Genomic DNA, 14492 nt, shown 5'->3' on the forward strand with positions numbered 1-14492 from the left:
GACTTTATGGTATAATATAGAGGACTCAAAAAGAAACAGGAGAAATATTATGGATCTTATTTTAGCAATTGTCTTGATTGTTTTAGCTTTTCTAGGTGGAGCTCTTGGAGGAATGTACTTGGTGCGCAAGCAAATTGAAAAAGAATTTGCTGATAACCCACGTTTGAATGCAGAAGCAGTTCGTACCCTCTTGAGCGCAAATGGTCAAAAACCAAGCGAAGCTAAGGTACAACAAGTTTACCACCAAATCATCCGTCAACAAAAAGCAGCTCTTGCTAAAAACAAAAAGAAATAAATAAGGAAAAGTCTGGGATGAAAGTTCCAGACTTCTCACTATGTTCAATAGTTCTCAAAGATGAGACGTTTTCCTTGCATTCTATTGATATTTGATTATGATTAAGAGGGAGGCAGTTGATTTTTTTGACCTGTCAGTAATTGCCTAAAAATCGTGTTAATCATAATGAACTATCAATGAGAAAAAAGAGGATTAGAAAGAAGACTCTATGGATAATCGACCAATTGGTTTTTTGGATTCGGGTGTTGGGGGCTTGACCGTTGTGCGTGAGCTCATGCGCCAGCTTCCCCATGAAGAAATCGTCTATATTGGAGATTCGGCGAGGGCGCCCTATGGACCACGTTCTGATGAACAAATCCGTGAATATACGTGGCAGTTGGTTAACTTTCTCTTAACCAAGGATGTCAAAATGATTGTCCTTGCTTGTAACACTGCAACAGCAGTCGTTTGGGAAGAAGTTAAGGCCAAGCTGGATATCCCTGTTTTAGGAGTGATTTTGCCTGGAGCTTCAGCGGCTATTAAGTCTACTCAAGGAGGCAAGATTGGTGTTATTGGAACACCCATGACGGTAACCTCAGATATTTATCGTAAAAAGATTCAGGACCTAGATCCAGACCTTCAAGTGGAAAGTTTGGCTTGTCCTAAGTTTGTTCCCTTGGTTGAGTCTGGGGCCCTATCGACTAGTGTAACTAAGAAAGTAGTCTATGAAACATTGCGTCCCTTGGTGGGCAAGGTGGACAGTTTGATCTTGGGCTGTACCCACTATCCACTGCTGAGGCCCATCATTCAAAATGTTATGGGACCGGATGTAAAACTGATCGATAGTGGAGCCGAGTGTGTACGGGATATCTCTGTCTTGCTCAACTATTTTGAAATTAATCGTAGCCGGGATGCAGGATCGTTGCAACACCATTTTTACACAACAGCTAGTAGCCAAAGTTTTGCCCAGATAGGAGCAGAATGGCTGGAAAAAGAGATTCATGTGGAGCATGTAACATTATGACAAATAAAATTTATGAATATAAGGATGACCAGGACTGGTATGTTGGATCCTATGGTGTTTTTGGTGGTATTCGGACTTTGACGGATGATGAGGTAGAGTTTCCTCTGTTTCAATTCGCCAAAATATTTGGAGATGAAGACTACGGTTTCCCGATTTCAGTCACTGTTTTACGATATGGTTCCCCTTATCGTTTGCTCTCATTTGTGGTAGATATGCTCAATCAAGAATTAGGCCGAAACTTGGAGGTTATTCAACGTCAAGGAGCTCTGCTCTTGGTTGAGAATGGGCAACTCTTGTATGTGGAATTGCCTAAAGAAGGAGTCGATGTGGAAGCCTTCTTTGAAACTAGTAAGGTCAGAGAAACTTTGCTGATTGCGACTCGTAACGAGGGTAAGACCAAGGAATTTCGAGCTATTTTTGACAAACTAGGATATGATGTGGAGAATCTAAATGATTATCCAGATCTGCCTGAAGTTGCTGAAACAGGTATGAGCTTTGAAGAAAATGCTCGTCTGAAGGCAGAAACCATTTCCCAGTTAACAGGTAAGATGGTTTTGGCAGATGACTCTGGTCTTAAAGTTGACGTCCTCGGTGGATTGCCGGGGGTCTGGTCAGCTCGTTTCGCAGGAGTAGGAGCAAGTGATCAAGAAAACAATGCCAAACTCTTACACGAATTAGCCATGGTCTTTGACCTCAAGGACCGTTCGGCACAATTCCACACCACTTTGGTTGTGGCTAGCCCAGGTAAGGAAAGCTTGGTGGTCGAAGCTGATTGGCCAGGCTACATTAACTTTGAACCTAAGGGTGAAAATGGTTTTGGCTATGATCCTCTTTTCCTAGTAGGAGAAACAGGCAAGTCATCAGCTGAATTAACCCTTGAAGAAAAAAATAGTCAATCTCACCGTGCCTTAGCCGTTAAGAAACTTTTGGAGGTATTTCCATCATGGCAAAGCAAACCATCATTGTAATGAGCGACTCCCATGGAGATAGCTTGATTGTGGAAGAAATCCGCGATCGTTACCTAGGGAAAGTCGATGCTATTTTTCACAATGGTGATTCAGAGTTACGTCCAGAGTCACCACTATGGGAAGGTATTTATGTCGTAAAAGGCAATATGGACTTTTATGCAGCTTATCCAGAACGACTCGTGACTCAGTTAGGACCTACTAAGATTATCCAGACTCATGGCCACTTGTTTGATATTAACTTTAATTTTCAAAAATTAGATTTTTGGGCTCAAGAAGAAGAGGCAGATATCTGTCTTTACGGGCACTTGCATGTGCCAAGTGCTTGGATGGAAGGCAAGACTCTCTTTCTAAATCCAGGTTCTATCAGTCAACCACGGGGAACCATCAGAGAATGTCTCTATGCGCGTGTAGAGATTGATGACAAGAGTTTCAAAGTGGACTTTTTAACACGTAATCATGAGATTTACCCAGGCTTGTCCAAGGAGTTTGTTCGATGATTGCCAAGGAATTTGAACTCTTTTTACTGGAGCAAGAGGAAACCTTTTTGACTCCGGCAGAAAAGCTAGCAGCCTTGATTGATAGCCATAATGCTGATCATGCCATTTTGGTCTTGAGTCAGATTACTTATTCTCGGATTCCTGTTGTGACATACGACAGACGCTTTGTGGGGACCATTGGTTTAAGAGATATTTTGGCATATCAAATGGAGCAAGGTTTGACCGATGAGCAGATGGCTTCAACTGATATTGTTCACATGACCAAAAAAGATGTGGCAGTAGTCGCTCCAGACTACAACATCACAGAGGTCTTGCATAAGTTAGTAGATGAGCCCTTCTTGCCTGTAGTAGATGATGAGGGTATGTTCCAAGGAATTATCACGCGTAAGTCTATTCTCAAGGCGGTCAATGCCCTCTTGCACGAATTTAATAAGGAATATGAGATTCGAAACAAATGAGAGAATGGATTTCAATATTTTTAGATAGTAAACAAGGCTTGTCGCCGAATTCTAAACAGTCTTATAGATATGATTTAGAGCAGTTTTTAGAGCTTGTTGACCAGAAAATTACAGAGACCAGCCTCAAGATATATCAAGCTCAACTGTCGGAATTGAAAATTAGTGCCCAGAAACGTAAGATTTCAGCCTGCAACCAATTTCTTTACTTTTTATATCAGAAAGGAAAGATTGGCACCTTTTATCGTTTGGAATTGCCGAAACAGGCTGAGAAAAAACAAGTCAAGTCAGAGCTTTTAGACTGGAGTTCTTTCTGGCAAGAAAGTACCTATCCAGAAGGGCGTTTAATAGCCTTATTGATAGTTGAATTGGGCCTCTTGCCTAGTGAAATTCTAGCTATAAAAACAAGTGATGTGAATCTAGATTTTCAAGTGTTGAGAATCAATAAAGCCTCTCAACAAAGAATCTTAAGTCTTCCCACAAAATTACTTGCAGAGTTAGAACCCTTGATGGGACAGACCTACCTCTTTGAAAAAACTGGTAAGCCATATTCTCGTCAATGGGCCTTTCGCCAGTTAGAGTCATTTGTGACGGAGAAAGGTTTCCCGGACTTATCAGCCCAAGCTTTGCGGGAACAGTTTATCCTACGACAAGTAGAAAACAAGGTCGATTTGTACGAAATTGCAAAAAAACTAGGATTAAAAACAGTCATGACCTTAGAAAAATATAGATAATGGATATTAAATTAAAAGATTTTGAAGGGCCTTTAGACTTGCTCTTGTACTTGGTTTCCAAGTACCAGATGGATATCTATGATGTACCCATTACAGAAGTTATCGAGCAGTATCTAGCCTATGTATCTACCTTACAAGCTATGCGCCTTGAAGTAGCAGGTGAATATATGGTTATGGCTAGCCAGCTTATGCTTATCAAAAGTCGTAAGCTCTTGCCAAAGGTTGCAGAACTGACAGATTTAGAAGATGATCTTGAACAGGACCTCCTTTCTCAAATCGAAGAATACCGTAAGTTTAAACTTTTGGGAGAGCAGTTGGAAGCTAAGCACCAAGATCGAGCCCAGTATTATTCTAAAGCACCGACAGAGTTGATTTACGAGGATGCAGAACTTGTGCATGATAAGACCACGATTGATCTTTTCTTAGCCTTTTCAACCTTACTGACCAAGAAAAAGGAAGAATTCTCAAAAAATCATACAACTATTTTACGGGATGAGTACAAGATTGAGGATATGATGCTCATCGTTCGGGAAGCCTTGGTAGAAGGGCAACAGCTATGTTTGCAGGATTTGTTTAAAGAAACCAAGGATTTACAAGAGGTCATTACACTCTTTTTGGCGACCCTGGAGTTGATTAAAACCCAAGAAATTCTCTTGATTCAAAAAGAGAGTTTTGGAGATATCTATCTCATGAAAAAGAATGAGGAAAATCAAGCAGAGCAAAGCCAGGCCAGGCTTGATAGAGAGGAAGTATGAGTACTTTAGCAAAAATAGAAGCACTCCTGTTTGTGTCGGGTGAAGATGGAATTAGGGCTCGCCAGTTAGCAGAGCTCCTCTCACTACCTCCAACAGGTATTCAGCAGAGTCTTGAAAAATTAGCCAAAAAGTATGAAAAAGACCAGGATTCTAGTTTGGCCCTGATTGAGACAGGAGGTGCCTACAGATTGGTGACCAAGCCTCAATTTGCTGATATTTTAAAAGAATATTCTAAGGCGCCAATCAACCAGAGCCTATCTCGGGCTGCGCTTGAAACCTTATCCATTATTGCTTATAAGCAACCTATCACACGTATAGAAATTGACGCTATTCGTGGGGTTAATTCAAGCGGAGCTCTAGCTAAGTTACAGGCCTTCGATTTGATACGAGAAGATGGGAAAAAAGAGGTACTTGGACGCCCTAATCTCTATGTAACTACGGATTATTTTCTAGATTACATGGGTATTAACCATTTGGAAGAATTGCCTGTGATTGATGAGCTTGAAATTCAAGCACAAGAAAGCCAATTATTTGGTGAAAGGATAGAAGAAGATGAGAATCAATAAATATATTGCCCACGCAGGTGTGGCCAGTAGGAGAAAAGCAGAGGAGTTGATCAAGCAAGGCTTGGTGACCGTTAACGGTCAGGTAGTATGTGAATTAGCGACAACCATTAAGTCTGGAGATAAGGTAGAAGTTGAAGGTCAACCCATCTATAACGAAGAAAAGGTTTACTATCTGCTCAATAAACCACGCGGTGTGATTTCTAGTGTGACAGATGATAAGGGACGTAAGACTGTTGTTGACCTCTTGCCCAATGTCAAAGAACGTATTTACCCAGTTGGACGTTTGGACTGGGATACATCAGGTGTCTTGATTTTGACAAATGATGGTGACTTTACAGACGAGATGATTCACCCACGTAATGAAATCGATAAGGTCTATGTTGCGCGTGTAAAAGGGATTGCTAACAAGGAAAATCTGCGCCCCTTAACTCGTGGTCTTGAGATTGATGGCAAGAAGACTAAGCCAGCCGTCTACGAAATTCTCAAAGTAGATCCTGTTAAAAACCGTTCTGTTGTACAGTTGACCATCCATGAAGGACGTAACCACCAGGTTAAAAAGATGTTTGAAGCAGTTGGGCTTCAAGTGGATAAGTTGTCTCGGACACGTTTTGGACACCTAGACTTGACAGGTCTCCGTCCAGGTGAATCCCGTCGTCTTAACAAAAAAGAAATCAGCCAACTACACACCATGGCTGTAACAACTAATAAATAATGAAACGAATTTTAATTGCGCCTGTGCGCTTTTACCAACGCTTTATATCCCCTGCATTCCCACCTTCTTGTAGATTTGAGCCTACTTGTTCAAACTACATGATTCAGGCTATTGAAAAGCATGGATTTAAGGGGGTTCTGATGGGATTGGCACGGATATTGCGATGTCATCCTTGGTCTGAAATAGGTAAGGATCCCGTACCAGACCACTTTTCTTTAAAGAGAAATTCAAAATAAAAAGAATCACAGTCGTGATTCTTTTTTGGTGTAGATAGATCTATAGATTGATGATTTTCACTACACTTCTCCTATAAAAAGTGGTAAAATGGTTGAAAGAAAGAAGGGATAGAAATGACAACATTATTTTCTAAAATCAAAGAAGTAACAGAACTTTCTGCTATCTCAGGTCATGAAGCACCTGTACGCGCTTATCTTCGTGAGAAGATAACTCCTCACGTGGATGAAGTAGTGACTGATGGCCTAGGTGGTATTTTTGGTATCAAACACTCAGAAGCAGTCGATGCACCTCGTGTTTTGGTAGCATCTCACATGGATGAAGTTGGTTTTATGGTGAGTGAAATCAAACCAGATGGAACCTTCCGAGTAGTTGAAATCGGTGGTTGGAACCCGATGGTTGTCAGCAGCCAACGATTTAAACTCTTTACGCGCCAAGGACGTGAAATTCCAGTCATCTCAGGTTCAGTACCTCCACATTTGACTCGTGGGACAGGCGGGCCAACCATGCCAGCTATTTCAGATATCGTCTTTGATGGTGGTTTTGCGGATAAGGCTGAGGCCGAAAGTTTTGGTATCCGCCCTGGAGACACAATCGTTCCAGATAGTAGCGCAATCCTAACAGCTAACGAAAAAAATATCATCTCCAAAGCTTGGGACAACCGCTACGGAGTTCTCATGGTGAGTGAATTGGCAGAAAACTTGTCAGGCCAAAAACTAGGCAATGAACTTTATCTTGGGGCTAATGTCCAAGAAGAAGTTGGACTTCGTGGTGCTCATACCTCAACAACCAAATTTGATCCAGAAGTATTTTTGGCAGTTGACTGTTCACCTGCTGGTGATGTTTATGGTGGTCAAGGTAAGATTGGTGATGGAACCTTGATTCGTTTCTACGATCCAGGTCACTTGCTTCTCCCAGGCATGAAAGATTTCCTTTTGACAATTGCTGAAGAAGCTGGCATCAAATACCAATACTACTGTGGAAAAGGTGGAACTGACGCTGGGGCAGCTCATCTGAAAAATGGTGGAGTACCATCAACAACAATTGGTGTTTGTGCTCGTTATATCCACTCTCACCAAACCCTTTATGCAATGGATGATTTCCTTGAAGCTCAAGCTTTCTTACAAGCCTTGGTTAAAAAATTGGATCGTTCTACAGTAGATTTGATTAAAAATTATTAAACAGAAATGATGGAGGTGATAGGTATGGAAGAATCAAACCTAGAAACCTTGATACGGGACCTTTACAATAATGCCCGTCAAAACCTGAGTGAAGATCTAGTTGCTGCACTTCTAGAGACTGCTAAGCAATTGCCTAGTACCAATGAGCGATTGCTAGCAGTACGGCTATCAGGTCTGGTCACTCTTGAACTTCTCAAGAATCCCAAGACCCCAGCGCCAGAGTTAGTCAATCTTGCTCGCTTTATCAAAAGAGAAGAAGCCAAGTATAGAGGTTCTGCTGCATCTGCCTTTATGATTGGAGAACTATTTAAAATGCTTTGATTCCATTGTGAATCAAAGCATTTTTCTATACGTTAGAAAAGATACTCTCGAGTAAGAGATGAAAAAGCCACCTAAGTCAAGGTGGCTTCTTATCTTTTAAATTTGTTCTGCTAAAACCTTTTCAGCAAGGTTCATAGCGTGGTCTGATACACGAGTATAGTGGGAAATGATGTCGATAAAGTTGACACCTGCTTGAGTAGAACATTCACCATTATTAAGACGTTTAATATGAGTCTTACGAAGGACACGTTCCATCTTGTTGATATCTTCGTGACGCTCGATAAGAGCTTGAGCCTTCTCAAGATCGTTGTTTTCTACACTTTCAAGAGCATCTTTGACAAATTCGCTCGTTTTAAGATAAATCTCAGCTAGCTCATCTAATGCAGCCTCAGAGAATTGAACATTCTTGCGTTGCAAATAATCGTTAAGATTGATAAGAGCTTCAGCGTGGTCTCCGATACGTTCCAAATCTCGTGAAGAGTCAAGGATGTTAGTTAAAATTTCACTTTCTTTTTGGCTCAAGGCTTCACCAGATAGACTGATGAGGTAACGAGTCAATTGCTCATCGATAGTATTGATAGCTTCTTCAGTTTTGTGACCTTTTTCTGCCAACTTTTCATCAGATTTGATGATGTAGTCATAAGAAAGGTCAAAGGCTTTAGCAGCGTAGTTACCCAAGTGTAAGAGTTCTTTTTTGGCATTACCAAGTGCGATAGATGGCGCTTGCTTGATTAGCTGTTGGTCAAGATAAAGTGGCTCGTATTTGACAACTTCATCTTCTCCAGGGATGAGCTTAGTAACCACGAAGGCTAGGGCTCCGATGAATGGGAACTGGAGGATTGTGTTGGTAATGTTAAAGGTACCATGGGCAAAGGCAATAGTCATCTCTGGCGCGAGATTAAGGGCACCTTCAAACCATTGAATCAAAGCCGTAAAAGGTACAAGGAAGATAATACAAATAATGGTTCCAATAACGTTGAAGGCCACATGGGCAGCAGCAACACGTTTGGCAGCGATATTTGCTCCAAGTGAAGCGATGATAGCAGTGATGGTAGTACCGATGTTGTCACCAAAGAGAACCGGTAGGGCTCCTTGAAGATCGATCAAGTTGCTAGCATAGAGATTTTGCAAGATACCGATGGTTGCTGAAGAAGCTTGAATCAGAAGGGTTAATCCCGTTCCGACAAAGACACCTAAGATTGGATTTTTACTCAATTCTACCATGTAGTCACGGAAGACTTGTAGATCCTTGAGAGGTTCCATAGCGCCACTCATGAGGTTAAGGGCGAAGAAGATACCACCGACACCAAAGATGATTCGTCCGATATTATTAATAGAGCGATTCTTGGTAAAGAAGAGACAGACAGCTCCGAGAAAGAGCATAGGTAAAGCGTAGTCTCCCAGTTTAAAACCGATAATAAAGGATGTAACTGTGGTTCCAATATTGGCACCCATGACAATACCGATAGCTTGACGTAAGGTTAATAGTCCCGCACTAACAAGACCGACAGTAATAACTGTAACCCCTGAACTAGATTGAATCAGGGCAGTCATCCCAATTCCAACTAAAATTCCAAAGAAAGGATTGCTGGTATATTTGTCAATGTAAAATCGAAGACGATCTCCAGCTGCTTGTTGCAAACCGTCCCCCATGGTCTTGATACTATACAAGAATAGTCCCAGACCACCTAAAAAGTGAAATGCAATTTCCTGCCAATTAATGGACATTTCTTTTTCCTCCGAAAAATAATCGCGGAATCTCTCCCATTCTATTTTAAAGGATTAAAGTAAATCTAACAAGTGCTATTTAATATTTTTTTTAAAAATATCAATTTTAAGGAAAAAAAGTTCAGAAGATTGTCAAATTTATATCATTTCTTCACTTCTTTATAGTTCTTTTTGTACTATGATTGACTCTTCCCTTAAATAGCGTAAAATGGAGATGAACTGTTCTATTATCTTTATTAGGGCAGCTACTTTTTTAAAACAAAAATAAAGCGCTTACTTTCTGGAAGTAAAAGGAGAAAAAGATGAAGAATCCATTTTTTGAAAAACGTTGCCGCTATAGTATTCGAAAATTGTCAGTGGGTGCCTGCTCTTTGATGATTGGTTCGGTTTTATTTGCCAACCAAGCTCTAGCAGAAGAAGTTGCAATCCCAGCGAATGAAACAACTACTACTGCTGCTGTGGCTACAGAGCAAGCATCTCCTGCCACATCAGAGCAACCAACTACAGCTTCACCTGAGGTATTAAAGCAGTTGGAAGAGACGGAAAACAAGGTTAGTGAACAACCTATTTCAGAAGAAAAACCAACCTTGGACCAATTGACTGCAACTGATAAGGAAGTAGCTAGCCCGGTTGCTGAAGCGCCTAAGGCTGAAGAAACACCTGTAGCTACAGAAAATAAGGCTGAAGAGAAAGCAACTGTCTCAGATGTTCCTAAGAAAGAAGAAAAAAGTCTTCGACCAAAAGAAATTAAGTTTGATACATGGGAAGATTTGTTGAAATGGGAACCAGGTGCTCGCGAAGACGATGCTATTAACCGCTCTTCAGTAGAACTAGCCAAGCGCTATCGTGGACATGTAGTTAACGAAAAAGCCAATAAGGATGCCAAGGTTGAAGCTCTTGCCAATACCAACTCTAAGGCTAAAGACCACGCTTCTGTAGGTGGTGAAGAGTTTAAAGCCTATGCTTTCGACTACTGGCAATACTTGAATTCAATGGTCTTCTGGGAAGGACTCGTTCCAACTCCGGACGTGATTGATGCTGGTCACCGTAATGGTGTCCCTGTATTGGGTACACTCTTCTTCAACTGGTCAAATAGCATTGCAGACCAAGAAAAATTTGCAGCAGCCCTTCAACAAGATGAGGATGGTACTTTCCCTATTGCTCGTAAATTGGTAGACTTGGCTAAATACTATGGATTTGATGGTTACTTTATTAACCAAGAAACAACAGGAGATATCGTATCACCCCTTGGTAAGAAAATGCGTGACTTTATGCTCTATACTAAGGAATATGCAGCACGAGTCAACCATCCAGTCAAGTATTCTTGGTATGATGCCATGACTTATGAATATGGTCGATATCACGAAGATGGACTAGGCGAGTACAACTATCCATTCATGCAAAAAGAGGGAGACAAGGTTCCTGCGGATCACTTCTTTGCCAACTTTAACTGGACCAAAGAGAAAAATGATTACTCTGTAGCTATGGCAAAATGGTTAGAGCGTAGCCAGTACGATGTCTTTGCTGGTTTGGAATTACAACAAGGTGGTTCTTATAAGACTAAGGTAAAATGGGATGCCCTTCTAGATGAAAATGGCAAGCTTCGCTTATCACTTGGCCTCTTTGCACCTGATACTATCACGAGTCTTGGTAAGACAGGCGAAGACTATCATAAGAATGAAAACATCTTCTTTACAGGTTATCAAGGAGATCCAACTGGTCAAAAACCAGAGGATAAGGACTGGTACGGGATTGCCAACCTCGTAGCTGACCGCACACCAGCAGTTGGACGTAGCTTCACAACATCCTTTAACACTGGACATGGTAAAAAATGGTTTGTAGATGGTAAAGTTTCCAAGAATTCTGAATGGAACTATCGTTCTGTATCAGGTATCTTGCCTACATGGCGCTGGTGGCAAACATCCTCAGCTGCTAAACTCCAAGCTGACTATGACTTTGAAGATGCCTACAATGGAGGAAATTCGCTCAAGTTTGCGGGTGATTTAGCTGAAAATACCAACCAAGATGTTCGTCTCTACTCTACAAAACTGGAAGTAACAGATAAAACGAAACTCCGTGTTGCCCATAAAGGCGGTAAAGGAAGCAAGGTCTATGTAGAATTTACGACTCAGAAAAACTATACTTATGGTGGCGAGAATGCTCGTAAAGAACTGACTCTATCTGACGATTGGACAAAAGACGAATTTGACTTGAGTGCCTTGGCAGGTCAGACCATTTACGGTATCAAACTTACTTTTGAAAATACTGCTGCTCTTAAGGATTACCAATTTAACTTGGGTGAGTTGACAGTGTCAGATAATCAAGAGGCACCTCAAGCACCAACTGCTCTTAAAGTAACCAAACAATCTCTGAAAAATGCCCAAGAAGCTGAGGCAGTTGTCCAATTTACTGGTCATAAAGATGCGGACTTCTATGAAGTTTATGAAAAAGATGGAGACAACTGGCGCCTATTAACAGGATCATCGGCTACAACCATCTACTTGCCAAAAGTTAGTCGTTCAGCAAGTGCAACAGGAACAAGCCAAGAGTTGAAGGTTGTCGCTGTGGGGAAGAATGGTCTTCGTTCTGAAGCTGCTACAACAATATTTGAATGGGGAATGACCGTTAAAGATACAAGTCTTCCAAGACCTTTGGCTAAAAACATTGTCCCAGGAGCAACCGTGATTGGCAGCACCTTCCCGAATACTGAAGGTGGGGAAGGAATCGAAGGAATGTTGAACGGTACCATCACTAGTCTATCTGACAAATGGTCATCGGCTCAATTGAGTGGTAGTGTTGATATTCGTTTGACACAACCTCGCAGTGTTGTGAGATGGGTCATGGATCACGCAGGAGCTGGTGGAGAGTCTGTCAATGATGGTTTGATGAACACCAAAGACTTTGACCTTTACTACAAAGATGAAGCTGGCGAATGGAAGCTAGCTAAGGAAGTTCGTGGCAATAAAGCCCATGTGTCAGATATTACCCTGGATAGCCCAATTACAGCTCAAGACTGGCGCTTGAACGTTATCACATCGGATAATGGTACACCATGGAAAGCTATCCGTATCTACAACTGGAAGATGTACGAAAGCCTAGATACAGAAAGCCAAAACATTCCAATGGCAAAAGTGGCTGCTCGTGTCCTTGCTGACAATAAGGTCCAGCTTGGATTCTCAGAAGTTCCTGCTGGAGCAACCATTACAGTCTATGACAAGGCAGATTCACAAACACCAATCGCAACCTTGAAGAGCGAGAATGGTGGAGATTTAGCGACAGAACCATTGAGTTTTGAGAATCGTCCAAGCCTTCTTTACTACCGTACTCAGTTACCAGGTAAAGAAATCAGTAATATACTAGCAGTCACAATTCCTCAGGATGATAGAAAGATTAAGGCTGTCAGCCTTGAACAAGCACCTAAAAAGACAACTTACCAAGAAGGTGAGGATTTGAATCTTAAAGGTGGTCTAGTCCGTGTTCAATACGAAGGTGGTGAAGCTGATGAGCTGATTAACTTGACTCATGCCGGCATTGCCGTAAATGGTTATAATGCCCACCGTAATGGAGAGCAAGAATTAACATTAACTTACCTAGGAGTTCCGGTTGCAGGAAACTTGAAGGTTACAGTGACTGCCGACGAGGCTAAACCTAAAGAAGCAGTAGCCTTGTATGTTAGCAAACAACCGAAAATTGACTACTTTGTAGGCGATGCTCTTGACTTGTCTGAAGGACGTTTCAAGGTCTTGTACGATGATGAAACTGAAACAGAACATAGCTTTACAGATGAAGGTGTAGAGATTACAGGTTACGATGCGCAAAAGACTGGCCGTCAAAAACTTCAATTGCATTACCAAGGTCAAATCCTTGAATTTGATGTCTTGGTTTCACCAAAAGCAGCTGTCAATGATGAATACCTGAAACAAGAAATCACAACTGCTCAAGGTCGAAAAGAAACAACAGCCTATACCTTTGCGGATTCTGAAAAACAAGCAGCGCTTGTAGAGAAAATAGATGCAGCGAAAGCTATCTTAGAAAACCACGACGCTAGTCAAGAAGCAGTCAACCAAGCCTTAAATGACTTGAAACAAGCAGGTTCTGACTTGAATGGAACTCAGGTTTACCAAGCTGCTAAGCAAGAATTGGAAAACCTAGTCGCGAAAGTTCGTGAGAAAGATGCAACTGATCCAATACTAGGTCAAGCAACAGCCTTAATTGCTTCGGCAACGCCAACGCCTCAAGCCTTTGCTGATATGAAGCAAGAACTTGAGAAAAAACTACTTGTTCCTGAAGTTCATCATGTCGGCAGTATGCAAGAAGGAGAAGGAAGTCCGACAGTTGAAACTCTACCTGAGTTAGTGGTTGAAGAACAAGAGGTAGCCTTTGACCACCAAGAACGTCCAGCCTCAGATCTCTTGTTAGGTGAACGTCGTCTAGTTCAAGCAGGTCAAGCAGGCCAGGTTCGTCGCTTCTTCGAAGTTGATGGTAAGGGTAACCGCACGCTTCTTCAAACAGAAGTAGTCAAGGAAGCCTTGCCAGAGATTGTCGAAGTAGGTACTAAGGTAGAAAGTCGTGTACAACCACTAGAAGGATCTGGTTATTTGATTCTTGAAAAACCAGAGGTTGTCACCGAGGAAGAATCAGTAGCCTTTGACCGCCAAGAACGTCCAACCTCAGACCTCTTGTTAGGTGAACGTCGTCTAGTTCAAGCAGGTCAAGCAGGCCAGGTTCGTCGCTTCTTCGAAGTTGATGGTAAGGGTAACCGCACGCCTCTTCAAACAGAAGTAGTTAAGGAATCTGTGACTGAGATTGTTGAGGTTGGTACTAAGGTAGAAAGCCGTGTAGAGCCACTAGAAGGATCTGGTTATTTGATTCTTGAAAAACCAGAGGTTGTCACCGAGGAAGAATCAGTAGCCTTCGACCGCCAAGAACGTCCAACCTCAGACCTCTTGTTAGGTGAACGTCGTCTAGTTCAAGCAGGTCAAGCAGGCCAGGTTCGTCGCTTCTTCGAAGTTGATGGTAAGGGTAACCGCATGCCTCTTCAAA

General features: G+C 41.8%; 14 protein-coding genes. 13 read left to right on the forward strand and 1 reads right to left on the reverse strand.

What is annotated here, in order from left to right:
- The first annotated feature begins 49 nt into the window (after positions 1-49).
- The 12 genes from QM941_RS09205 to QM941_RS09260 all read left to right on the forward strand — a co-directional run bounded on the left by QM941_RS09205 (position 50) and on the right by QM941_RS09260 (position 7721).
- Positions 50-295, forward strand: coding sequence for a YneF family protein (locus QM941_RS09205; RefSeq protein ID WP_414340264.1), 246 nt, complete (start codon positions 50-52; stop codon positions 293-295).
- A gap of 208 nt (positions 296-503) precedes the next feature.
- Positions 504-1298, forward strand: coding sequence for a glutamate racemase (gene racE, locus QM941_RS09210; protein WP_414340265.1), 795 nt, complete (start codon positions 504-506; stop codon positions 1296-1298).
- Positions 1295-2266 (forward strand): nucleoside-triphosphate diphosphatase, encoded by a 972-nt coding sequence (locus QM941_RS09215; RefSeq protein ID WP_414340266.1) that lies wholly within the window; start codon positions 1295-1297, stop codon positions 2264-2266. The genes racE and QM941_RS09215 overlap by 4 nt, the downstream gene beginning before the upstream one ends.
- Entirely contained in the window at positions 2242-2763 is a 522-nt protein-coding gene (locus QM941_RS09220) for a metallophosphoesterase (RefSeq protein WP_414340267.1), read from the forward strand. Before QM941_RS09215 ends, QM941_RS09220 begins: the two co-directional genes overlap by 25 nt.
- Positions 2760-3221: a cyclic-di-AMP-binding protein CbpB gene (cbpB, locus tag QM941_RS09225; protein ID WP_414340268.1), complete on the forward strand. Its 462-nt coding sequence runs from the start codon at positions 2760-2762 to the stop codon at positions 3219-3221. Before QM941_RS09220 ends, cbpB begins: the two co-directional genes overlap by 4 nt.
- The gene (xerD, locus tag QM941_RS09230) at positions 3218-3952 is read left to right on the forward strand and encodes a site-specific tyrosine recombinase XerD (RefSeq protein ID WP_414340269.1); all 735 of its coding nucleotides are present in this window, start codon (positions 3218-3220) and stop codon (positions 3950-3952) included. The genes cbpB and xerD overlap by 4 nt, the downstream gene beginning before the upstream one ends.
- Positions 3952-4707, forward strand: coding sequence for a segregation/condensation protein A (locus tag QM941_RS09235; RefSeq protein WP_414340270.1), 756 nt, complete (start codon positions 3952-3954; stop codon positions 4705-4707). Before xerD ends, QM941_RS09235 begins: the two co-directional genes overlap by 1 nt.
- Positions 4704-5273 (forward strand): SMC-Scp complex subunit ScpB, encoded by a 570-nt coding sequence (scpB, locus tag QM941_RS09240; protein ID WP_281137664.1) that lies wholly within the window; start codon positions 4704-4706, stop codon positions 5271-5273. The genes QM941_RS09235 and scpB overlap by 4 nt, the downstream gene beginning before the upstream one ends.
- Positions 5260-5985: a pseudouridine synthase gene (locus tag QM941_RS09245; RefSeq protein WP_414340271.1), complete on the forward strand. Its 726-nt coding sequence runs from the start codon at positions 5260-5262 to the stop codon at positions 5983-5985. Before scpB ends, QM941_RS09245 begins: the two co-directional genes overlap by 14 nt.
- Positions 5985-6221: a membrane protein insertion efficiency factor YidD gene (gene yidD, locus QM941_RS09250; protein ID WP_025170542.1), complete on the forward strand. Its 237-nt coding sequence runs from the start codon at positions 5985-5987 to the stop codon at positions 6219-6221. The genes QM941_RS09245 and yidD overlap by 1 nt, the downstream gene beginning before the upstream one ends.
- Positions 6222-6335: 114 nt before the next feature.
- Complete coding sequence (pepA, locus tag QM941_RS09255) at positions 6336-7400, forward strand: glutamyl aminopeptidase (RefSeq protein WP_414340274.1); 1065 nt, start codon at positions 6336-6338, stop codon at positions 7398-7400.
- Positions 7401-7424: 24 nt separating this feature from the next.
- The gene (locus QM941_RS09260; RefSeq protein ID WP_414340276.1) at positions 7425-7721 is read left to right on the forward strand and encodes a bacteriocin immunity protein; all 297 of its coding nucleotides are present in this window, start codon (positions 7425-7427) and stop codon (positions 7719-7721) included.
- A 96-nt stretch (positions 7722-7817) separates the two neighbouring features.
- Here QM941_RS09260 and QM941_RS09265 read toward each other — a convergent pair whose 3' ends face one another.
- Positions 7818-9449 (reverse strand): Na/Pi cotransporter family protein, encoded by a 1632-nt coding sequence (locus QM941_RS09265; RefSeq protein WP_414340278.1) that lies wholly within the window; start codon positions 9447-9449, stop codon positions 7818-7820.
- A 302-nt stretch (positions 9450-9751) separates the two neighbouring features.
- On the opposite strand from QM941_RS09265, the gene QM941_RS09270 reads away from it, so the two are divergent.
- A partial coding sequence (locus QM941_RS09270) for an endo-beta-N-acetylglucosaminidase (protein WP_414340280.1) occupies positions 9752-14492 on the forward strand: 4741 nt, incomplete at its 3' end.

This window comes from Streptococcus timonensis (genome assembly GCF_047460355.1).
Taxonomy (GTDB): Bacteria; Bacillota; Bacilli; order Lactobacillales; family Streptococcaceae; genus Streptococcus; species Streptococcus timonensis_A.

What these genes read in the sequence shown, in the direction of transcription:
- pepA (WP_414340274.1), top strand. Translation starts at nt 6,336, where the DNA reads ATGACAACATTATTTTCTAAAATCAAAGAAGTAACAGAACTTTCTGCT.
- cbpB (WP_414340268.1), top strand. Translation starts at nt 2,760, where the DNA reads ATGATTGCCAAGGAATTTGAACTCTTTTTACTGGAGCAAGAGGAAACC.
- QM941_RS09220 (WP_414340267.1), top strand. Translation starts at nt 2,242, where the DNA reads ATGGCAAAGCAAACCATCATTGTAATGAGCGACTCCCATGGAGATAGC.
- racE (WP_414340265.1), top strand. Translation starts at nt 504, where the DNA reads ATGGATAATCGACCAATTGGTTTTTTGGATTCGGGTGTTGGGGGCTTG.
- scpB (WP_281137664.1), top strand. Translation starts at nt 4,704, where the DNA reads ATGAGTACTTTAGCAAAAATAGAAGCACTCCTGTTTGTGTCGGGTGAA.
- xerD (WP_414340269.1), top strand. Translation starts at nt 3,218, where the DNA reads ATGAGAGAATGGATTTCAATATTTTTAGATAGTAAACAAGGCTTGTCG.
- QM941_RS09215 (WP_414340266.1), top strand. Translation starts at nt 1,295, where the DNA reads ATGACAAATAAAATTTATGAATATAAGGATGACCAGGACTGGTATGTT.
- yidD (WP_025170542.1), top strand. Translation starts at nt 5,985, where the DNA reads ATGAAACGAATTTTAATTGCGCCTGTGCGCTTTTACCAACGCTTTATA.
- QM941_RS09205 (WP_414340264.1), top strand. Translation starts at nt 50, where the DNA reads ATGGATCTTATTTTAGCAATTGTCTTGATTGTTTTAGCTTTTCTAGGT.
- QM941_RS09260 (WP_414340276.1), top strand. Translation starts at nt 7,425, where the DNA reads ATGGAAGAATCAAACCTAGAAACCTTGATACGGGACCTTTACAATAAT.
- QM941_RS09245 (WP_414340271.1), top strand. Translation starts at nt 5,260, where the DNA reads ATGAGAATCAATAAATATATTGCCCACGCAGGTGTGGCCAGTAGGAGA.
- QM941_RS09265 (WP_414340278.1), bottom strand. Translation starts at nt 9,449, where the DNA reads ATGTCCATTAATTGGCAGGAAATTGCATTTCACTTTTTAGGTGGTCTG.
- QM941_RS09235 (WP_414340270.1), top strand. Translation starts at nt 3,952, where the DNA reads ATGGATATTAAATTAAAAGATTTTGAAGGGCCTTTAGACTTGCTCTTG.